General features: G+C 70.8%; 18 protein-coding genes. 8 read left to right on the plus strand and 10 right to left on the minus strand.

Annotated features, from left to right (window positions below; all coding sequences use genetic code 11):
* Positions 1–40: 40 nt before the first annotated feature.
* Both greA and PZB75_RS20825 read right to left on the minus strand, forming a co-directional pair.
* Positions 41–538: a transcription elongation factor GreA gene (gene greA / locus PZB75_RS20820; protein ID WP_275536806.1), complete on the minus strand. Its 498-nt coding sequence runs from the start codon at positions 536–538 to the stop codon at positions 41–43.
* Between the two features lie 183 nt (positions 539–721).
* A complete protein-coding gene (locus PZB75_RS20825) occupies positions 722–1,138 on the minus strand; it encodes a DUF4307 domain-containing protein (RefSeq protein ID WP_275536807.1) in 417 nt (138 codons plus the stop codon).
* Positions 1,139–1,256: 118 nt separating this feature from the next.
* Between PZB75_RS20825 and mca the strand changes: the two genes are divergently transcribed.
* The 4 genes from mca (at position 1,257) to PZB75_RS20845 (ending at position 5,597) form a co-directional block, all read left to right on the plus strand.
* On the plus strand, positions 1,257–2,138 hold the full coding sequence (gene mca, locus PZB75_RS20830) for a mycothiol conjugate amidase Mca (RefSeq protein ID WP_275536808.1): 882 nt from the start codon (positions 1,257–1,259) through the stop codon (positions 2,136–2,138).
* Between the two features lies 1 nt (position 2,139).
* On the plus strand, positions 2,140–2,397 hold the full coding sequence (locus PZB75_RS20835; protein ID WP_275536809.1) for a hypothetical protein: 258 nt from the start codon (positions 2,140–2,142) through the stop codon (positions 2,395–2,397).
* Positions 2,398–3,204: 807 nt separating this feature from the next.
* Positions 3,205–3,603 (plus strand): hypothetical protein, encoded by a 399-nt coding sequence (locus tag PZB75_RS20840; RefSeq protein WP_275536810.1) that lies wholly within the window; start codon positions 3,205–3,207, stop codon positions 3,601–3,603.
* Positions 3,600–5,597, plus strand: a complete 1,998-nt coding sequence (locus tag PZB75_RS20845) for a tetratricopeptide repeat protein (protein ID WP_275536811.1) — start codon at positions 3,600–3,602, stop codon at positions 5,595–5,597. The genes PZB75_RS20840 and PZB75_RS20845 overlap by 4 nt, the downstream gene beginning before the upstream one ends.
* A 236-nt stretch (positions 5,598–5,833) precedes the next feature.
* Here PZB75_RS20845 and PZB75_RS20850 read toward each other — a convergent pair whose 3' ends face one another.
* Positions 5,834–6,034 carry a hypothetical protein gene (locus tag PZB75_RS20850; RefSeq protein ID WP_275536812.1) on the minus strand — a complete coding sequence of 67 codons (201 nt, stop codon included), beginning with the start codon at positions 6,032–6,034 and terminating at the stop codon, positions 5,834–5,836.
* A 212-nt stretch (positions 6,035–6,246) separates the two neighbouring features.
* On the minus strand, positions 6,247–6,969 hold the full coding sequence (locus PZB75_RS20855; protein WP_275536813.1) for a lytic polysaccharide monooxygenase: 723 nt from the start codon (positions 6,967–6,969) through the stop codon (positions 6,247–6,249).
* 579 nt (positions 6,970–7,548) lie between these two features.
* Here PZB75_RS20855 and PZB75_RS20860 point away from each other — a divergent pair.
* Positions 7,549–9,588 carry a thioredoxin domain-containing protein gene (locus tag PZB75_RS20860; protein ID WP_275536814.1) on the plus strand — a complete coding sequence of 680 codons (2,040 nt, stop codon included), beginning with the start codon at positions 7,549–7,551 and terminating at the stop codon, positions 9,586–9,588.
* Between the two features lie 400 nt (positions 9,589–9,988).
* Here the strand turns inward: PZB75_RS20860 and PZB75_RS20865 are convergent, their stop codons facing one another.
* Positions 9,989–10,675 (minus strand): hemolysin III family protein, encoded by a 687-nt coding sequence (locus PZB75_RS20865; protein ID WP_275536815.1) that lies wholly within the window; start codon positions 10,673–10,675, stop codon positions 9,989–9,991.
* 208 nt (positions 10,676–10,883) lie between these two features.
* On the opposite strand from PZB75_RS20865, the gene PZB75_RS20870 reads away from it, so the two are divergent.
* Positions 10,884–12,728, plus strand: a complete 1,845-nt coding sequence (locus tag PZB75_RS20870) for a phosphoenolpyruvate carboxykinase (GTP) (protein WP_275536816.1) — start codon at positions 10,884–10,886, stop codon at positions 12,726–12,728.
* A 241-nt stretch (positions 12,729–12,969) separates the two neighbouring features.
* Here the strand turns inward: PZB75_RS20870 and PZB75_RS20875 are convergent, their stop codons facing one another.
* Entirely contained in the window at positions 12,970–13,359 is a 390-nt protein-coding gene (locus PZB75_RS20875; RefSeq protein WP_275536817.1) for a hypothetical protein, read from the minus strand.
* Between the two features lie 156 nt (positions 13,360–13,515).
* Complete coding sequence (locus PZB75_RS20880) at positions 13,516–14,727, minus strand: pyridoxal phosphate-dependent aminotransferase (RefSeq protein ID WP_275536818.1); 1,212 nt, start codon at positions 14,725–14,727, stop codon at positions 13,516–13,518.
* Between the two features lie 337 nt (positions 14,728–15,064).
* Here PZB75_RS20880 and PZB75_RS20885 point away from each other — a divergent pair, with 337 nt between their 5' ends.
* Positions 15,065–15,970, plus strand: a complete 906-nt coding sequence (locus PZB75_RS20885) for a serine protease (protein ID WP_275536819.1) — start codon at positions 15,065–15,067, stop codon at positions 15,968–15,970.
* A gap of 296 nt (positions 15,971–16,266) precedes the next feature.
* Here the strand turns inward: PZB75_RS20885 and PZB75_RS20890 are convergent, their stop codons facing one another.
* Complete coding sequence (locus tag PZB75_RS20890; RefSeq protein ID WP_275536820.1) at positions 16,267–17,106, minus strand: DUF1206 domain-containing protein; 840 nt, start codon at positions 17,104–17,106, stop codon at positions 16,267–16,269.
* 250 nt (positions 17,107–17,356) lie between these two features.
* Positions 17,357–17,533 (minus strand): CsbD family protein, encoded by a 177-nt coding sequence (locus PZB75_RS20895; protein WP_275536821.1) that lies wholly within the window; start codon positions 17,531–17,533, stop codon positions 17,357–17,359.
* 260 nt (positions 17,534–17,793) lie between these two features.
* Between PZB75_RS20895 and PZB75_RS20900 the strand changes: the two genes are divergently transcribed.
* A complete protein-coding gene (locus tag PZB75_RS20900) occupies positions 17,794–17,961 on the plus strand; it encodes a hydrophobic protein (protein ID WP_275536822.1) in 168 nt (55 codons plus the stop codon).
* Positions 17,962–18,136: 175 nt separating this feature from the next.
* On the opposite strand, the gene PZB75_RS20905 is transcribed toward PZB75_RS20900, so the two are convergent.
* Positions 18,137–19,765: a D-aminoacylase gene (locus PZB75_RS20905; protein ID WP_275536823.1), complete on the minus strand. Its 1,629-nt coding sequence runs from the start codon at positions 19,763–19,765 to the stop codon at positions 18,137–18,139.
* Between the last annotated feature and the right edge of the window lie 33 nt (positions 19,766–19,798).

The raw sequence follows: 19,798 nt of genomic DNA on the forward strand, positions 1-19,798 counted from the left end.
GAACGCGGCCGGGCTTCCGGTGTCCGGGGGTGTCGGCGGCTCAGCCCTTGTAGGGCTTCGCCGCGAGGATCTTCACCGAGGCCGTCTTGCCGTTCGGCAGTTCGTACGCGGCGACTTCACCGACCTTCTTGCCGTGCACGCCGATGCCGAGCGGCGACTGCGGGGAGTACGTCTCCACATCCGCGCTGGCGTATTCGCGCGAGGCCATCAGGAACGTCATGGTGTCGTCGTCATCGCCGTCGAAGGCGATCGTCACGACCATGCCGGGCTCGACCACACCGTCGTCGGCGGGCGCCTCGCCCACCTTCGCGGTGTCCAGGAGCTGGGTCAGCTGGCGCACACGGAGCTCCTGCTTGCCCTGCTCCTCCTTGGCGGCGTGGTACCCGCCGTTCTCACGCAGGTCGCCCTCCTCACGGGCCGCCTCGATCTTCTTGGCGATCTCCGTGCGCGCGGGACCAGACAGGTACTCCAACTCAGCCTTGAGCTGGTTGTACGCCTCCTGCGTGAGCCAGGTAACGTTTTCGCTTGTCTGGGTCACAGGTGCTCCTCGTCGGTACTGGGAATACAAAGCATCGCCCTACCCAGAAGCATGTGCTGCCACGGGTGGGCGAAACCACGAGCCTAACAATTCCGCAGGAAAAGGGGGAGAAGGTAAACCGCCGGGACCGCAGAAGCCCAGCTCAGAGGAGGATAAACGCAGGTCGCGCCCCGTGCGCCCCCGTCAACGCGACGCACCGTCGTCAGCCGTACAGCCCACCAGCTCCACGCTCGTCGCCCGCGACGTCGTCCGCAACCGGAGCACCCGGTCGATGCGGTCCGAACGGTCGTCGAAGCGGAAGTCCTTACGGGCGACCTCGGTGCCGTCCTCGCCCAGGGACCGGAGCGTGCAGTAGCCGCCGGCGTCCTCGTCCTTGCGCACCTCCAGGTGCACATCGGCCCGCTCGTCGGAGACCACCTTGAACTTGATGATCTCGCCACTGAGGCCCTGACCGGCCACGTAGTCGTAACCGATCCAGCCGACGACCCCGAGCAGGACCACTCCGAGCACCGAACCGACGATCTTCAGCCTGCGGTCCGCGCGCTGATCCGCGGAGCGGCCGTAACGGCCATCGGGGAGCGCTTCGCGTACCGCCGTCATGTTCGTCCCTCCCGGACCGGGGATCGAGGAATTTTCCGCCCCCCGGTTCGGTCACTATAGAAGTCTCCCTCCTACTGCCCGTCCACCACCCCGCAACGAATTCACTGAGGATCGAGTCTTGACTGAGCAGCTTCGACTGATGGCCGTTCACGCCCACCCCGACGACGAGTCGAGCAAGGGCGCGGCCACCATGGCCAAGTACGTGTCCGAGGGGGTGGACGTGCTCGTCGTGACCTGCACGGGAGGCGAGCGCGGCTCCATCCTCAACCCGAAGCTCCTGGGTGACGCGTACATCGAGAAGAACATCCACGAAGTACGCCGCAAGGAGATGGACGAGGCCCGGGAGATCCTGGGCGTCAAGCAGGAATGGCTCGGCTTCGTCGACTCCGGGCTGCCCGAGGGCGACCCGCTGCCGCCGCTGCCGGAGGGCTGCTTCGCGCTGGAGGACGACGAGACGGCGGCGGGCCGGCTCGTGGCGCAGATCCGCGCGTTCCGGCCGCAGGTCATCACCACGTACGACGAGAACGGCGGGTACCCGCACCCCGACCACATCAAGACCCACACCATCTCGATGATCGCCTTCGAGGCCGCGGCGGACACCGAGAGATTCCCCGAGGCGGAGTTCGGGCCCGCCTGGCAGCCGCAGAAGCTGTACTACAACCAGGGCTTCAACCGGCCCCGCACGGTCGCCCTCCACGAGGCCCTGCTCGCCCGCGGACTCGAATCCCCGTACGGCGACTGGCTGAAGCGGTGGAAGGAGTTCGAGCGCGCCGAACGCACGCTGACCACCCACGTCCCGTGCGCGGACTTCTTCGAGATCCGGGACAAGGCGCTGATGGCGCACGCCACCCAGATCGACCCGGACGGCGGCTGGTTCCGCGTTCCGATGGACGTCCAGCGGGAGGTCTGGCCGACCGAGGAGTACGAGCTGGCGAAGTCCCTCGTCGATACGTCCCTCCCCGAGAGCGACCTCTTCGCGGGCATCCGCGACAATGCCTGATATGTACGCGACTCAGGCACTGACGCACCTCGTCCCTCTCGCTGAAGAGCTCGACAAGAACAAGGTCACTCCCGGCGTCCTCGGCTTCCTCGTCTTCGCGGTGCTCGCCGCCGGTACGTGGATGCTGATGAAGTCGATGAACCGGCACATGGGAAAGATCGACTTCGTCGAGGCCCCGGAGGCGGGGGCGGGCGGGGTGCCCTCGGCCGCTCCTGCCGCCTCTGGTTCCGGGGATGACTCGAAGGGGCGCGGGGAGTAAGTAAGGGGGAGGTAAGTAGGGCGAAGGAGCAGGGCGCGGGGGGTACGGGGCCGGGCGGGTGCCGTGGTGTACGTGCGGGTCTGCGTGGTGCCGTGGTGTACGTGCGGGTCTGCGTGGTGCCGTGGTGTACGTGCGGGTCTGCGTGGTGCCGTGGTGTACGTGCGGGTCTGCGTGGTGCCGTGGTGTACGTGCGGGTCTGCGTGGTGCCGTGGTGTACGTGCGGGTCTGCGTGGTGCCGTGGTGTACGTGCGGGTCTGCGTGGTGCCGTGGTGTACGTGCGGGTCTGCGTGGTGCCGTGGTGTACGTGCGGGTCTGCGTGGTGCCGTGGTGTACGTGCGGGTCTGCGTGGTGTACGTGCGGGTTTGGGCGGGTGCTGTGGTGCAACGCGGGGTTCTGGGCGGGTGCCTGCCGTGCGGTGGCGGGGTTCCTTCCGCCGGGGTGCGCAGCGGCCGTCTGTGGGTGGGGTGGGGCCCCTCCGGAGCGTCTCCTCGGGCCGGGCGCGGCACCCGGGTCCGCAAGGGGGACCGGGTCGTACGCCCGACCCTGCGGGGACGCTCCTGCACGGCCCCACCCCGGGCGGTGGGGCGGCCGCGGGCCGGTGGGTGTCACCACCGGGCGCGGGGGTGGCTCGCAGTGCGGGTGGGCGATGTGCCGGGCAGGCTGCGGGTGGCTTCCTACCGGAGTGGGGCTGATGCCACGGCCGTGAAGGCCGCGAGTCGTAAGCAGGCTTTCCGGCTCTCGTGCCGATCGGATCACCAGGGCGCGGTGGTCGTGCCATGCTCGGTGAACCGACAGAGGGGGATATCTGTGGACGCCTTGACCGTCGCCAACGACGTGGTGCCGTACGTCACTGCCGCCGTCACCGCCTACGGGAGCGCCGTGGTCACCCGGACCACTGATGCGGCCGCGGACGCGACGGCGTCCCTGGGCCGGCGCATCGTGCAGCGGTTGTGGAGCCGGGAGGAGCACCGGGGCGGGCTGCGACAGGCCATCGACGAGGTCGCCGAGGACCCGCAGGACGACGACGCCCAGGCGGCCCTGCGCGTCCAGGTGCGCCGCATTCTGCGGCAGGACGCCGAGCTGACCGCGGAGCTGGCCCGGCTCCTGCCCGCCCGCTCCTTCACCGCCTCCGGCGACGGCGCCGTCGCGGTGGAGACGAACCACGGTGTCATCAGCACCGGCGACGGCGCCACCATCCAGCGGTGAACGAGCGGCCGTGTGTCGAGGCATCCGGCGAGCAGGCGGTGGCCGTCGGCACCAACAGCGGCATCATCTCCACCGGCGGCCACGCCACGATCGACGCCCGCACCGTCCATCTGCCGGCCGCAGCCGTACGGCAGCCCGCCGAGGTGCCGGCCCCCCGGGGGACCACCAACCTGCCCGCCCCGCCCAACCCCGACTTCGTCGACCGCGTCGAACCGCTGGCCCGCCTGGAGGCGGCACTGGACGAAGCCGGTCCGGCGGTGCCGCCGATCGTGTACGGCTTGGGCGGAACGGGCAAGAGCGCCTTGGCCCTGCAACTCGCCCATCGGCATCGCCACCGGCTCAACCCGGTGTGGTGGCTCAGCGCGGATTCCGCCTCGGGTCTCGCCCACGGGCTCGCCGACCTCGCCGCCCGGCTCGCCCCCTACCAGCACCTGGCCGCCGCGACCAGCACCGAGCGCGCCGAGTGGGCCCTGAGTTGGCTGCGGGCCCACCGGGACTGGCTCCTGGTGCTGGACGACGCCGCGTCCCCGCACGACCTGGCCCCCGTACTGGGTCTGACCACGGGACGGTGCGTCATCACCAGCCGGCGGGCCACCGGATGGCGCCGCCTGGCCCAGCCCCTCCCGCTGGACCCCCTGCCCTCCGATGCCGCGGTGGAGCTGCTCATGCGCCTCGTCGAGCCGGACGGACCGGACGACGAGCAGGTCCTGGCCGACCTCGCCGACGAGCTGGGGCACCTGCCCCTCGCCCTGGAGCAGGCCGCCGCCTACATCGAGGCCACCGCCATCAGCCCGGCCGCCTACCTCGACCGCCTCCGTCGTCACCCGGGCCGCATGTTCGCCGCCACGGCGGGCGGTCAGGAGGCCGACGACCAGCGCACCGTCGCCCGGGTCTGGCACCTGTCCCTCCGGGCGATCACCGCCCAGCAGCCCCTGGCCGGAGACCTGCTACGACTGTTCGCCTGGTTCGCTCCCGCCCCGCTGCCGCGCGACGTCCTCGAAGACCTGTCCGAAAACCTGGGGGAGGACTCGTACGCCGTCGACGAGGCCCTGGCCCTCCTCCACGGCTACAGCATGATCACCCTGACCCGGCGGACCGTGACCGTCCACCGCCTGGTCCAAGCCGTCGCCCGCGTCCCCGACCCCGCCGACCCCCACCGCACCGTCCAGGCCATCACCACCGCCCGCGAACGAGCCGCCCTGCTGCTGGAACAGGTACTGCCGGAGAACCCGCTGTTCAACGTCCCCGGCTGGCCCCGATGGCGCCTGCTCCTGCCGCACCTGCTGGCCCTGACCGACCGGACCCCGGCGGAGGAGGCGGACCCGCACACCGCCGGTCTGCTCGTGGCCGCCTCCGGATACCTCCAGGGCGACGGCCACACCGGCACCGCCATCACCTGCGCCCGGCGCGCGGTGGAGATCCGCACCCGGCTTCAGGGCTCCGACCACCCGGCCACACTCGCCGCGCGCAGCTTCCTCGCCAGCGCCCACCGGGCCGCCGGGGACCTGGACACCGCCACCCCTCTGCACCAGCGGAACCTGGCCGACCACGAGCGTGTCCACGGCCCGGACCACCCCGACACCCTCGTCTCCCGCGCCAACCTCGCCCACCTCTACGCCCTGCGGGGCGAGCCGGCGCGAGCGCGGGATCTGCACCAGCAGAACCTGACGGACATGCGGCGCCTCCACGGCCCCGACCACCCGCACACCCTCAACGCCCGCGCCAACCTGGCGAGCGCCTACCGCGACATGGGCGACCTGGACACGGCCATCGACCTCCACCGTCAGGCCGTCACCGACTACGAACGGGTCCACGGGCCGGACCACTCCGAGACCGCCACCGCCCGCAGCAACCTCGCCTACGCCCACAAGCTGGCCGGTGACATGGATGCGGCCGGCACCCTCTTCGCGAGGGTGCTGGCCGACCGGGAACGCCTCTACGGCCCCGACCACCCCCTCACCGAACTCGCCCGCCAGTTCCTTGAGGACTGCTGACGGATCAGCCGGTGAGTCCGGTGGTGACGGAGGTGAACTCCCGGGTGGTCCGTCCCGGTTGACGGGCCGGAAGGAGAGCCGGCGGATGTGGTGGGAGTCGGCCCAGCCGCGGATCTGGGTCCAGATCTGGGGAGTGGTGACCTCGTCGGCGTCGCTGCTGTTGTTCATGCCGGAGATGCCGACGTGAGCGTAGGCCTCCGCGTCGGTCCAGCCGAAGAGGGAGGTGAGCTTGTTCTTCAGGTCCTCGCGGGGCCGTCCAGGCTGACGTCAACGGCGTTGTACGTGCCCTGGCTGTACCGGCCGTGCAGATGGATCTCGGCGGTGCTCCGGGACGCGCCGGTGATGAAGGAGAGAGTCAGCTGTTTCCAACCGGAGGCTGAGGGCGTCCAGGCGAACGTGCCACCGTTCACGCCGAGATGCACGTAGTTCCCGCGCATCCATGCGGACGGGGTAAGGCGGTGTCCGGCCCGACGGAGACCGTCTGCGCGGTGTGGTCAATGCGCTGATGCTGTCGGGTGCGGCGGCGCTCACGCAGGCGAGAACGCGGTGTCGGGTTCTCGCGGTGATCTCCCGGTGCGGAGTCGGAAAACCGGTGTGCCGGGGGAGGCCGGGGCCCGCCCCGAGTGGGCGGGCGCCGGCCCGGTCGTGATCAGCAGGCTCCGAGGTCTTCCCAGACGCCCCACTCGCCGGTGGTCCCGGGCTTGTCGCCCGACACCCACCACTTGGCGCGCCAGGTGTGTCCGTCGTGGGACACGGTGTCACCGCCGGTGTAGGTGTTGCCGGCGGACCAGAGCGGCGCGGCGCAGTCGTCCGGCTGACCGTCACCGCCGCCGTTGCCCCCGCCACCGTTTCCGCCACCACCGATGTTGACGTCGATGCAGGAGTAGAAGGCGTTGCCGGTGTCCGCCACGTTCCAGACGGCGAGCAGCTTCTGACGGCCGGTGAAGCCGTTGAAGTTGACCTGGTGGCTGACGTCGGCGGGAGGCTGCGCGCGATTGCCGTCGAACTCGGCGATCTTCGTGTTGCCGATGAAGTACTGCCAGTTGGCGGTGGAGTGCCGTGCCGTGTGGTGCCAGGTGAACGTCTGCGTCGAGGCGACCGGCGTGACCTTCCAGCCCTTGCTGTCGTCGTCGAGCTCGGCGAACTGCGCGTTTCCGCCGCTGCAACTGCGCAGGCCCTTCGGTCCCTCGACGCTCTGCGGCTCGTACTTGATCTGGCCGCAGGCGACGGTGCCCGCAGCGCACTGGTCCTGCCGACTGCCGGGCGAGGTCACCCAGCCGTGGGCGCTGGCCGTGCCCGCCGGGATGGTGACGGCGAGCAGGGGAGCGATCAGCGCTCCGATCGCGAACGCGGTCTGTCTCTTCGTGTTCATGTCATGTCGCTTTCTTCAGTGTTGTCGAGGCGGTCGCGCGGCAGTACTGATCAGGTGGGGTGCACGCGCTGTGCCGTCGTGCCGCCACGCCGGTCGGGGTGAGGACGTGCGGAGGCGCCGTGGCGCCCTGGGCGTGGTCGTCCACCCACCACGCCGTCACGCGCACGGAACCGGCCGTTCAAGCGCCAACTCAGCTAAGGTCTAGACCTCAATCTAGGTCTAGACCTTAGCGATTGGCTGAATCCGGTCAAGAGGTTGGACACAGCGAACTGCCGCGTGGGCGGGTGGACTTCGGGTTCACGCTCAGAGCCGGAGCATCGCCGCCGTAGCGCCCTCGCACCCTGGACGCTGCGATGAAGCCCCCACGTGGCGTGCGCAGTACCTGTCCGGTCCTGCGGCAGGCGGTGTCCCCCGCCGTGCGCGATAACGGGAACGGTTGGCCGACAACGTCGTCACCGGCTAGGCGTCCACCGGCTGGTCAGCTCCACGATCTCGATCCCGGCGTGTCCTGTGGTCCCGAAAGGTCCGCCCCTGTGAGGTCCCCATGCCGACGCGGGGCGTTGTGAGAGGCTGGCTCGCATGAACCGGTTGGCTGGTGTGACCTCGCCGTATCTGCTTCAGCATGCTGACAATCCGGTCGACTGGTGGCCCTGGTCGCCCGAGGCGTTCGAGGAGGCGCGGCGACGGGAGGTGCCCGTTCTGCTGTCGGTCGGTTACTCCTCCTGCCACTGGTGTCACGTCATGGCCCACGAGAGCTTCGAGGACGCCGGGACCGCCGCGTTCATGAACGAGCACTTCGTCAGCGTCAAGGTCGACCGCGAGGAGCGGCCGGATGTCGACGCCGTCTACATGGAGGCCGTGCAGGCGGCCACCGGGCAGGGCGGCTGGCCCATGTCCGTCTTCATGACGCCCGACGGGGAACCGTTCTACTTCGGTACGTACTTCCCGCCCGAGCCCCGGCACGGCATGCCCTCCTTCCGGCAGGTGCTCGAAGGGGTGGTGGCCGCGTGGACGGACCGGCGTGGTGAGGTCTCCGAGGTCGCCGGGCGGATCGTCGGTGATCTCGCCGGGCGCACGCTCGCGCACGGCGGCGACGGGGTGCCGGGGGAGTCGGAGCTGGCCCAGGCGTTGCTCGGGCTCACCCGGGACTACGACGAGAAGCACGGTGGTTTCGGCGGTGCGCCGAAGTTCCCGCCGTCCATGACCGTCGAGTTCCTGCTGCGCCACCACGCCCGCACGGGCGCCGAGGGCGCGCTCCAGATGGCCGCCGACACCTGTGAGGCGATGGCCAGGGGCGGCATCTACGACCAGTTGGGCGGCGGCTTCGCCCGGTACTCGGTGGACCGTGAGTGGGTGGTCCCGCACTTCGAGAAGATGCTGTACGACAACGCGCTGCTGTGCCGGGTCTACGCGCGGCTGTGGCGGGCGACGGGGTCCGGGGCGGCGCGCCGGATCGCCCTGGAGACCGCGGACTTCATGGTGCGGGAGCTGCGTACCGCCGAGGGCGGGTTCGCGTCCGCGCTGGACGCCGACAGCGAGGACGGCGAGGGCAGGCACGTCGAGGGCGCGTACTACGTCTGGACGCCCGGACAGCTGCGCGAGGTCCTGGGCGAGGAGGACGCGGAGTTCGCCGCCGGGTACTTCGGGGTGACCGAGGAGGGCACCTTCGAGGAGGGGGCGTCCGTGCTCCGGCTGCCCCGGTCGGCGGGGCCGGCGGACGCGGCGCGGGTCGCGGACGTCCGGGCCCGGCTGCTGGCGGCGCGGGACCGGCGCGCGCGCCCGGGGCGGGACGACAAGGTGGTGTCGGCCTGGAACGGTCTGGCGATCGCCGCCCTCGCGGAGACCGGTGCCTACTTCGACCGCCCGGACCTGGTCGAGCGGGCGACCGAGGCGGCCGATCTGCTGGTACGGCTCCACATGGGCGACACCGCCCGGCTCTGCCGTACCTCGAAGGACGGCCGCGCGGGGGCCAACGCCGGGGTGCTGGAGGACTACGGCGATGTGGCCGAGGGCTTCCTCGCGCTCGCCTCGGTCACCGGGGAGGGTGCCTGGCTGGACTTCGCGGGCTTCCTGCTGGACATCGTGCTGGAGCGCTTCACCGGTGAGGGCGGCCAGCTGTACGACACCGCCGACGACGCCGAGCGGCTGATCCGCCGGCCCCAGGACCCGACCGACTCCGCGACCCCGGCGGGCTGGACGGCCGCGGCCGGTGCGCTGCTCTCGTACGCCGCGCACACCGGCTCGGAGGCCCACCGCACGGCGGCCGAGGGGGCCCTGGGGGTGGTGAAGGCGCTGGGGCCGCGCGCCCCCCGGTTCATCGGCTGGGGTCTCGCCACGGCCGAGGCGCTGCTGGACGGGCCGCGCGAGGTGGCCGTCGCCGGGCCGGTGGGCGGCGAGCTGCACCGTACGGCTCTGCTGGGTCCGGCGCCCGGCGCGGTGGTCGCGGTGGGGGCTCCGGACGGCGGGACGGAGTTCCCGCTGCTGGTGGACCGGCCGCTGATGGGCGGGGAGCCGACCGCGTACGTCTGCCGTCACTTCGTCTGCGAGGCGCCGACGACCGACCCGGCGGAGCTGGCCCGCAAGCTCGGTGGCGGCGGCCGGGGCGTGCCGGCCGTGTGACGGCACGTCCGAGGCCGGTCCTCGCGGACGGCGGGACGGGCGATCCGCGCGGGTGGCGGGACGGCGGCGGCGCCCTGCCCGGAGTTGTGGGGAGTGTGTAACGATGTGCTGTGGGTAGGCGCACAATCCGTGATCAAGCACGGGCGTGCGGAGGGAGGCCCATATGCGGGGCATCGTTCAGGGGGGCGCGGCCGTCGTGGCGGCGCTCTGTGTGGCGGGATATCTGATGGGTGGCGAGGCCGCGGTGCTGGGGGTGGTGGCCGCCGCCGTCGCGGTCCTGGCCTGGCGGGTGGCCGCGGCTTCGAGGCCACGGCCGCCGCGCGGGAAGCTGCGGGTCAGACGCAGGGGCAGACGCGAGGACGCGCGCCGGGGCGGACGGATCAGGGTGCGGTGGGGCGGCTCAGGCGTGCTGGTAGGCCACCAGCGAGATGCCGACGTAGTGCACGGCGAAGGCGGCCAGCGTCAGGGAGTGGAAGACCTCATGGAAACCGAACCACCGCGGTGACGGGTTGGGCCGCTTGATGCCGTAGACGACGCCGCCGACGCTGTAGAGCACCCCGCCGACGACGACGCAGACGAGCACGGCGATTCCGCCCGCGTGCATGAAGTCGGGCAGGAAGAACACGGCGGCCCAGCCCATCGCGATGTAACAGGGCGTGTAGAGCCAGCGCGGGGCACCCACCCAGAGGACCCGGAACGCTATGCCGGCCAGGGCCGCGGCCCACACCGCCCACAGGAGTGTCCGGCCGGTCGCGTCGGGCAGCAGGAGCAGCGTCAGCGGGGTGTAGGTGCCCGCGATGATCAGGAAGATGTTGGCGTGGTCGAGCCTGCGGAGCACGGCCTCGCCCCGGGGCCCCCAGTCGCCTCGGTGGTAGAGCGCGCTCACACCGAACAGCAGGCACGCGGTCAGGACGTAGATCCCGCAGGCGATACGGCCCCGGGGACTGTCGGCGAGCGCGGTGAGCACGAGGCCCGCGATCAGTACGGCGGGGAACATTCCGGCGTGCAGCCAGCCGCGCAGCCGCGGCTTCACCGGTACGGGGTCGGGGTCGGTCGCCTCGGGCGCGGCGGCAGCGGCAGCAGTCATGTCGGCATGTTACCTACGCCACCGTAGGTTGTGGATATGAGTGGCAATGCTCACGTGTGCGGCCCTCTGGACATATGGGCGCGAGGGTCGGATGATCAAATGAGTGCGGTCGGCACCGGATGAGCGCCATGGTGGATCGAAAGGTAGAAGCGTCCGGGTCGCGGCCCCCACGGGGCGACAAACCAACAACCCTCACCAAGGAGCGATCGTGGCGCGCGACATCGCGACTCCCCCCACTGTTCCCACCAACCACCAGGAGCTCATCGCCTGGGTCGACGAGATCGCGGCCCTCACCCAGCCGGACCAGGTGGTCTGGTGCGACGGTTCCGAGGCCGAGTACGAGCGCCTGTGCGGGGAGCTCATGGCCAAGGGGACCTTCACCCGGCTCGACCCGGCCAAGCGCCCGAACTCGTACTACGCGGCGTCGGACCCGAGCGACGTCGCCCGGGTCGAGGACCGTACGTTCATCTGCTCCGCGAAGGAGGAGGACGCCGGCCCGACCAACCACTGGAAGGACCCCGCCGAGATGCGGGAGATCTTCACGGGTGAGCGGGGCGTCTTCCGCGGTTCGATGCGCGGCCGCACGATGTACGTCGTGCCGTTCTGCATGGGTCCGGTCGGGTCGCCGCTCTCCGCGATCGGCGTCGAGATCACCGACTCCGCCTACGTCGCGGTCTCCATGCGCACCATGACCCGGATGGGCAAGGCGGTCCTGGACGAGCTGGGCACCGACGGCTTCTTCGTGAAGGCCGTCCACACGCTCGGCGCCCCGCTCGCCGAGGGCGAGGCCGACGTCCCGTGGCCGTGCAACTCCACGAAGTACATCTCGCACTTCCCCGAGGACCGCGAGATCTGGTCGTACGGCTCCGGCTACGGCGGCAACGCCCTGCTCGGCAAGAAGTGCTACGCGCTCCGCATCGCCTCCGTCATGGCCCGCGACGAGGGCTGGCTCGCCGAGCACATGCTGATCCTCAAGCTGACCCCGCCGCAGGGCGAGGGTGTGGAGCCCAAGTACATCGCCGCCGCCTTCCCCAGCGCCTGCGGCAAGACCAACCTCGCCATGCTGGAGCCGACGATCCCCGGCTGGACCGTCGAGACCATCGGCGACGACATCGCCTGGATGCGGTTCGGGGACGACGGCCGTCTCTACGCGATCAACCCCGAGGCGGGCTTCTTCGGCGTCGCCCCCGGCACCGGTGAGCACACCAACGCCAACGCCATGAAGACCATGTGGGGCAACTCCGTCTTCACGAACGTCGCGCTCACCGACGACGGCGACGTGTGGTGGGAGGGCATGACCGAGGAGCCCCCGGCCCACCTCACGGACTGGAAGGGCAACGACTGGACCCCCGCGTCCGGCGTCCCCGCCGCCCACCCCAACGCCCGCTTCACCGTGCCCGCCGGCCAGTGCCCGATCATCGCGCCCGAGTGGGAGGACCCCAAGGGCGTGCCGATCTCGGCCATCCTTTTCGGTGGCCGTCGCGCCACCGCCGTACCGCTGGTCACCGAGTCCCTGAGCTGGCAGCACGGCGTCTTCCTCGGAGCCAACGTCGCCTCCGAGAAGACCGCCGCCGCCGAGGGCAAGGTCGGCGAACTGCGCCGCGACCCGTTCGCCATGCTGCCGTTCTGCGGCTACAACATGGGCGACTACATGGGTCACTGGGTCGAGGTCGGCAGCGACAAGGCGCGCGGCGGGAACACCGCGCACCTGCCGAAGATCTACTACGTGAACTGGTTCCGCAAGAACGACGAGGGCGCGTTCGTCTGGCCCGGTTTCGGCGAGAACAGCCGCGTCCTGAAGTGGATCGTCGAGCGCATCGACGGCAGGGCCGAGGGCGTCGAGACCCCGATCGGTGTGGTGCCCGCCAAGGGCTCCCTCGACACGGACGGTCTCGACCTCTCCGAGAGCGACCTCGACTTCCTGCTCTCGGTCGACCAGGACGCCTGGCGCGAGGAGGCTGCGCTGATCCCCGACCACCTGAAGACCTTCGGCGACCACGCGCCGAAGGAGCTGTGGGACGAGTACCACGCGCTGGTGCGGCGCCTGGGCTGAGCCGGTGGGCGGGGTGCGCCTGCCGGGCGCGCCCCCGTACGGACCCCGCGGCCGGGTCTCGTCCGACATCCGCCCTGACCTGTGGGGTCAACGGCCCGCCGCGGTACGGCCCCGGAACCCCCTCAGGTTCCGGGGCCGCCCTCTTTCCGGCGTCCCTTGCCGCCGCCGTCCTCGCGCGGGGGCCGTGCGTGGGTGGTGGGCACCCGGTCCACGCGCCTCGGCGGCCCGTGGACCGGGGCCGTCAGGGGGCGCCGACCAGTTGCGGCGAGGCGGTGGCCGCGGCGTGGGCGTCCATCCGCTCGGCCGCCAGGATCGCGGCGGACGTGTCGGCGCGGGACGCCGCCACCACCAGCGCCCGGCCCGCCAGGGCGTGGGCGCGGCGGTGGAGTGCGGCCACGGGTGCGTCGGCCGATCCCGCGTGACGGGCCGGCGGTGCGCCGCGCAGCCGTGCGACCTGGGCGGCGATGAGATCTCCCGCCTCGCCGAGCCCCAGCTCGTCGGTGACGGCGAGCAGGGCGCCGAGGTGTCCGGCGAGCTGGATGTCCAGCTCCTCCTCGCGCGAGCGGTGCGGGAAGTCGGCGTCGTACCCGGTCGTGGAATGGACCGATTTGGTACGGATCGGCTCGTACATGGGTGGCCTCCTGCGTATCGCTGTTCGACCACTCTACATTGGATTCAGTCTAAAGTTGTCAGAGGTCCGGAACTGATCTCGGTCAGCGCGAGAGGTGGTACGAGGAGCGGTACGGAGAGGGGTACGGGGGCGGTGGGACGTGCTCGGGCGGTCCGGTCAGTGCTGGCCGTAGCCGTCCAGGAAGGTGCCGATCCGGCCCACGGCGTCCGTCAGGTCCTTCGCCGAGGGCAGGGTCACGACCCGGAAGTGGTCCGGTTCCGGCCAGTTGAAGCCCGTACCGTGCACGACCATGATCTTCTCGGCCCGCAGCAGGTCGAGGACCATCTGCCGGTCGTCCTTGATCCTGTAGACCTTCGGGTCCAGCCGGGGGAAGAGGTACAGCGCGCCCTTCGGCTTCACGCACGTCACCCCCGGGATCTGCGTCAGCAGGTCGTACGCCACGTCCCGCTGCTCCAGGATGCGGCCGCCCGGCAGCACGAGCTCGTCGATCGACTGGCGTCCGCCGAGCGCGGTGGCGACGGCGTGCTGCGAGGGCATGTTGGCGCACAGCCGCATGTTGGCCAGGATCGTCAGCCCCTCGATGTACGAGGTGGCGTGCGTTTTCGGACCGCAGACCGCCATCCAGCCCGAGCGGTATCCGGCCACCCGGTAGTTCTTCGAGAGCCCGTTGAACGTCAGCACCATCAGATCGGGCGCGACGGCGGCGGTCGGGGTGTGGGTCGCGCCGTCGTACAGGATGCGGTCGTAGATCTCGTCGGAGCAGACGATCAGGCTGTGCCGCCGGGCGATCTCCGTCAGCGCGCGCAGCATCTCGTCGTCGTACACCGCGCCCGTCGGGTTGTTGGGGTTGATGACGACGATCGCCTTGGTGCGGTCGGTGATCTTCCGTTCGATGTCGTCGAGGTCCGGCATCCAGTCGGCCTGCTCGTCGCACCGGTAGTGCACGGCCGTGCCCCCGGCCAGTGACACGGAAGCGGTCCACAGCGGATAGTCCGGGGCCGGGACCAGCACCTCGTCGCCGTCGTCGAGCAGCGCCTGCATGGACATCTGGATCAGCTCGGAGACGCCGTTGCCCAGGTAGACGTCCTCGACGTCCAGCTCGACGCCCTTGGTCTGGTAGTGCTGCACGACCGCGCGCCGCGCCGACAGCAGGCCCTTCGCGTCGCCGTAGCCGTGTGCCCCGGCCAGATTGCGGAGGATGTCCTCCAGGATCTCCGGCGGGCACTCGAAGCCGAAGGCGGCCGGGTTCCCGGTGTTGAGCTTGAGGATGCGGTGGCCCGCCGCCTCCAGCCGCATCGCCTCCTCAAGGACGGGACCCCGGATTTCGTAACAGACGTTGGCGAGCTTCGTGGACTGGATCACCTGCATGTCAGTGAGCTTACGACCGGGTCCCGCGGGCGGCGCGGGCGTGCTCCGCCGGTTGCTCCCTCCGGGTGGGCGGGCCGGTACGCCCCGGCTTCCATCGGAATGCGCCCACCGTTCACCACCGTCGGAACGGCCGGTCGCGGCGGGTCCGGGGCTTGGAATGCGGGCGTGAGCGATCGGACGGGTGAGATGCGCCACGCGCTCGTACGCGCCGCTGGGTCGTGCGGGTCGTGCGGGGCGGCTTGAAATCGCCCCTTGCTGGGTCCCTGCCCATACGAAAACATGCGCATGTCAAAAACCGGAGGAACTCCGGTCACGACATCACTGGAGGGGACCCCCCATGAAGAAGCCTCTCGTCGGCGCGCTCTTCGCCGTCCTGCTCATCGGAGGAGGCGCGGCTCCCGCGACCGCGGCCACAAGCCACGACGCGACAGCGCCCGCATCCGCCACCACGACCGCCCAGCGGTCCACGGGCGTGGCCCAGGCCCCGGTCACGGCCCCCGTCAAGGCGAAGGCGGTGAACTTCGCCGGGACCGTCGCGCTCAGCAACTGTTCCGGCTCCGTCGTCCGCACCCCCAGCTCACAGCCGGGCGACCCCGCCCTCGTGCTGTCCAACGGGCACTGTCTGGAGGCCGGGTTCCCCGGGCCCGGCGAAGTGGTCCTCAACCAGCCGTCCAGCCGCAGCTTCACCCTGCTGAACTCGGCGGGCAGCGGCGTCGGCACCCTGCGCGCGAACCGGATCGCGTACGGGACGATGACCGACACCGACATATCCCTCTACCAGCTCACCAGCACCTACAGCCAGATCGAGAGCCGCTACGGCATCAAGGCGCTGGAGCTGAACACCGCGCACCCCGTGCGGGGCACCGCGATCACCGTCGTGTCCGGCTACTGGAAGCGCACGTACGGCTGCAACGTCGACGGGTTCGTCCACCTGCTCAAGGAGGGCGCCTGGACCTGGAAGGACTCGGTCCGCTACACCGCCGCCTGCCAGACCATCGGCGGCACGTCGGGCTCCCCGGTGATCGACAACGCGACCGGAAAGGTGGTCGCCGTCAACAACACCGGTAACGAGGACGGTCAGCGGTGCACCGAGAACAACCCGTGCGAGGTGGACGAGGCCGGTCAGGTGACGGTGCGCAAGGGCATCAACTACGCCCAGGAGACGTACGGCATCGTCCCGTGCGTCGGGCCCGGCAACCGGATCGACCTGAACCGGAGCGGATGCGCCCTGCCCAAGCCGTAGTAGGTGGGCAGGCGACCCGGGCGTGTGGGTGTCGAGCGCACCGCCGCGCCGAGCGCATGATCCACGGGGACGCTGCCGCGTCCCGAGCGCACGGCCATGAGGACGCTGCCGCGTCCTGAGCCCATGATCCATGAGGACGCTGCCGCGTCCTGAGCCCATGATCCATGAGGACGCTGCCGCGTCCTGAGCGCATGATCCATGAGGATGCTGCCGCGTCCTGAGCGCACGACCGCCGCCGATGGCACCGGGCCATCGGCGGCGGTCGTGCGTCCGGGCGGCGCGAACCGCCGGGTGGGTCAGGTACGGCGCCAGCGGGCGTTGGCGAAGGAGAAGAGACCGAACGCGCTCAGCCCGATGGCGATCACGACCAGCAGCCACGGCCCGGCGGGTGTCTCGGTGAAGGAGCGCAGGGTGTCGTCCATGCCCTTGGCCTGACCCGACTTGTACTTCGCGGCCGCGGCTATCGCGAAGCCGCCCGCCGCCGCGAAGACGATTCCGCGCGAGGCGCCGCCGAAGATGCCGACGACGTCGACCGCCTGCCGCATCCGGTGCGACATCTCGCCCATCCGGAGCTTCTTGTGGAAGGTGCGCATGATCGCCCGCCCGGCGATCCACAGACCCGCTCCGACGACGAACGCGCCCGCCACGCCCACGATCCACTTTCCGCCGGTCAGATCGAGGACCCGCGCGGTGACGTCCTGCGACCGCTTGTCGCTCGAACCGCTGCCGCTGTCCTTGTCGCCGGCCGCGAAGGACAGGACGGAGTACGAGACGAAACCGTAGAAGACGGCGCGTCCGGCCGAAGCCAGTCGCTTGGTCGCCTTCTTCCCGTCGGGACCGGTCACTCCGAACGCGGCCTCGGAAAGACGCCACAGGGCCATGCCCACCAGCGCGACACCGAGGGCCCACAGCACCGCCCCGCCGAAGGGCTTCTGCGAGATCTCCGACAACGCGCCGCCGCGGTCGGCCTGTTGGCCCCCTCCACCCCCGCCGCCGTCCTGGAAGGCGATGCGCAGGGCGAGCAGCCCGACCAGTACATAGATGATTCCACGAGCCACGAAGCCCGCCCGCGCACCGGCTTCGACCACGGAGCTGTTGGCTGCCCGACGGGCCTGCCCCTGGCCCCTCTGCGCCATCGAAGATGTATTCATTGCTGCCGGTTGCCCCGCGACCGCGTGCGGAAACGGAAAAGGAACCGGGGACCGGAAACCGGCGTGTTCTGTCCGATATTCCGTGTGCGCGCGTTTTCATGTACGTCTTTCCGCGCGTCCGATTCCGTACACCCGATTCCAGGCGTACGCGGATCATCGTGGCGGGCCGGGCGGGCGCGCGAAAGGGCCGGGCGACGGACAGAAGTCCGTCGCCCGGCCCTGGGAACGATCGCGATCAGTGCTTGAAAGCGTCCTTCGCCTTTTCCTTGGCCTCGCGAATGTCGCCCTTGGCGCCTTCGGCGCGGCCCTCGGCGGTCATCCGCTCGTTGCCCACCGCGCGTCCCGTGGTCTCCTTCAGCTTGCCCTTGGCCTGCTCGACCTTGGCCTCGGTCTTCTCGTTCTTGTCGGTCATCCCGATCACTTCCCATCGACTAGGCCGGAAAAGCATGAGGTCCGTGTCCAACCGTCTGGCCGTTTCCCGCAGCTCCAAACCTCCGTCCCGCCCGCCGGCCCTCGGGCGCCCGCGGGCGCGGAACGAGCGGGAGGGGAAGAAACCGCGATACGGGAAGCGGGCGCGACGATGCGGAAGGGGGATGATGAACCGGACATGTAAAAACTCGTAGGTGTGGGAGCGCCGGGTGGGGGCACGTGATGGCCTGGAGGTTGATAACAATGGGTCCACTGCTACTCGTTCTTCTGCTCGCGCTGATCCTTTTCGGCGCCGGATTCGCTCTCAAGGCACTTTGGTGGATCGCCATCATCGTGTTGATCGTGTGGGTGCTCGGCTTCATCATCCGACCGGGCACAGGCTCCGGCCGGGGCCGCTGGTACCGCTGGTAGTCGAGTTCCACCAGCACACGTTCCACAACCGCAGCGCCGTGAGACCCGTTCATGGGTAGCACGGCGCTGCCGTGCGTCCTCTCCCGGCAGACCGGAGCGGGAGCGCCGCAGCGGCAGCAGAGGGGGCGCCACAGGGCGGCGGCGCCCTCAGATCTCGGTCCTCAGGCGTTGGTCCTCAGACGTCGGTCCTGCGGACCGCCCGGCCCGCCAGGACCGAGGTCCGGCGGCCGTCCTCGATGACGAAACGGCCGTCGATCAGGACGTGCGGGATGCCCACCGGCAGGGTGCGCGGGGCGTCGAACGTCGAGCCCGCCGCCACCGTCGCCGGGTCGAAGAGGACCAGGTCGGCGCGGTAGCCCTCGCGGACCTGGCCCCGGTCGGGCAGGCGCAGCCGGGCGGCCGGGCGGGAGGTGAGGTGGGCGACGCACTCCTCCAGCGTCAGGACGCCCAGCTCCCGCACGTACCGGCCGAGGTACTGCGGGAAGGTGCCGTACGCGCGCGGATGCGGTTTGTCGCCCTGGAGGATGCCGTCGCTGCCGCCCGTGTGCACCCGGTGCCGCATGATCTGCCGGACGTTCTCCTCGTGGCCCACGTGCTGGAGGATGGTCGAGCCGAGCCGGTCCTCGATCAGCAGCCGCCTGGCCGTCGCCCAGGGCTCCTCGCCGCGCAGCCGGGCCGTCTCCGCCACCGTACGGCCGACGTGTCCGGCCAGGGCCGGGGCGCCGACGCCGGAGATCTCGATGGTGTCCCACTCGATCGGCACCCCGTGGCAGCCGTCCGAGCCGACGACCTCCAGATGGTGCCGGACCCTCTCCGCCGTCACGTCGTCCGCCAGCCGGGCCAGCACCGCCGAGGGGCCGCCCTCGCTCGCCCAGCTGGGCAGCATCGCCACGAGCGTCGTGCAGCCGGGGGTGTACGGGTACGTGTCGAGGGAGATGTCGGCGCCCGCGTCCAGCGCCGCGTCGAGCAGGGACAGCAGCTCGGGCGCCCTTCCCTCGTTCACGCCGAAGTTCATGGTGGCGTGGGCGAGATGGAGCGCGCAGCCGGCGTTACGGGTCAGCTCCACCATCTCCTCGTACGCGCCGAGCGCCCCGGCCCCGTACGACCGGTGGTGCGGGCAGTAGTAGCCGCCGTACCCGGCCACCACGCGGCACAGTTCGGTGAGTTCGGAGTCGTTCGCGTACATGCCCGGGGTGTACGTCAGGCCGGAGGACATGCCGACCGCGCCCTCGGCCATGCCCCGCGCGACCAGTTCCCTCATCCGGGTCAGCTCGGCCTCGGTCGCCGGGCGGTCCTCCCAGCCGACCGCGTACATCCGGACCGTGCCCTGCGGGACGAGGTAGGCGGCGTTGACGGCGATGCCCTCGCCGCCGAAGTTGCGGTCGAGCCGGTCGAGGTAGCCGCCGACCGTGCGCCAGTCGAAGTCGACGCCGGTGTCGCCGGGGGCGCCGCCGTTCCACCCGGCGATGGAGCGGCGGACCTCGTCGAGGGTGCGGTCGTCGACGGGGGCGTACGACAGACCGTCCTGGCCGAGGACTTCGAGGGTGACGCCCTGGGCGGCCTTCGCGCTGTGGTCCGGGTCGCGCAGGAGGGCCAGGTCGCTGTGGGCGTGCATGTCGACGAAGCCGGGGGAGAGCGCGAGACCGTCGGCGTCCAGGACGCGGCGGGCGGTAGGGCGGGGGCCGTGGCCGGTCCCCTCACCGTGGATCTCGGTGATCCGGCCGTCGGTGACGCCGACATCGGCGCGGTACGACGGGCTGCCGGTGCCGTCGATGACGCGGGCGTCGCGAATGACGAGATCCATGGCGGGTGACCGGGCCTCTCGGTGAGGGGGTGT

The organism is Streptomyces sp. AM 4-1-1, from assembly GCF_029167625.1.
Lineage (GTDB): Bacteria > Actinomycetota > Actinomycetes > Streptomycetales > Streptomycetaceae > Streptomyces.

Bases quoted from the DNA above. Each gene is read 5' to 3' on its own strand.
- PZB75_RS20850 (WP_275536812.1), bottom strand. From the start codon at position 6,034: ATGCGCGGGAACTACGTGCATCTCGGCGTGAACGGTGGCACGTTCGCC.
- PZB75_RS20905 (WP_275536823.1), bottom strand. From the start codon at position 19,765: ATGGATCTCGTCATTCGCGACGCCCGCGTCATCGACGGCACCGGCAGC.
- PZB75_RS20890 (WP_275536820.1), bottom strand. From the start codon at position 17,106: ATGGCGCAGAGGGGCCAGGGGCAGGCCCGTCGGGCAGCCAACAGCTCC.
- PZB75_RS20825 (WP_275536807.1), bottom strand. From the start codon at position 1,138: ATGACGGCGGTACGCGAAGCGCTCCCCGATGGCCGTTACGGCCGCTCC.
- PZB75_RS20855 (WP_275536813.1), bottom strand. From the start codon at position 6,969: ATGAACACGAAGAGACAGACCGCGTTCGCGATCGGAGCGCTGATCGCT.
- PZB75_RS20875 (WP_275536817.1), bottom strand. From the start codon at position 13,359: ATGTACGAGCCGATCCGTACCAAATCGGTCCATTCCACGACCGGGTAC.
- PZB75_RS20900 (WP_275536822.1), top strand. From the start codon at position 17,794: ATGGGTCCACTGCTACTCGTTCTTCTGCTCGCGCTGATCCTTTTCGGC.
- PZB75_RS20885 (WP_275536819.1), top strand. From the start codon at position 15,065: ATGAAGAAGCCTCTCGTCGGCGCGCTCTTCGCCGTCCTGCTCATCGGA.
- PZB75_RS20895 (WP_275536821.1), bottom strand. From the start codon at position 17,533: ATGACCGACAAGAACGAGAAGACCGAGGCCAAGGTCGAGCAGGCCAAG.
- PZB75_RS20865 (WP_275536815.1), bottom strand. From the start codon at position 10,675: ATGACTGCTGCCGCTGCCGCCGCGCCCGAGGCGACCGACCCCGACCCC.
- PZB75_RS20835 (WP_275536809.1), top strand. From the start codon at position 2,140: ATGTACGCGACTCAGGCACTGACGCACCTCGTCCCTCTCGCTGAAGAG.
- PZB75_RS20880 (WP_275536818.1), bottom strand. From the start codon at position 14,727: ATGCAGGTGATCCAGTCCACGAAGCTCGCCAACGTCTGTTACGAAATC.
- PZB75_RS20860 (WP_275536814.1), top strand. From the start codon at position 7,549: ATGAACCGGTTGGCTGGTGTGACCTCGCCGTATCTGCTTCAGCATGCT.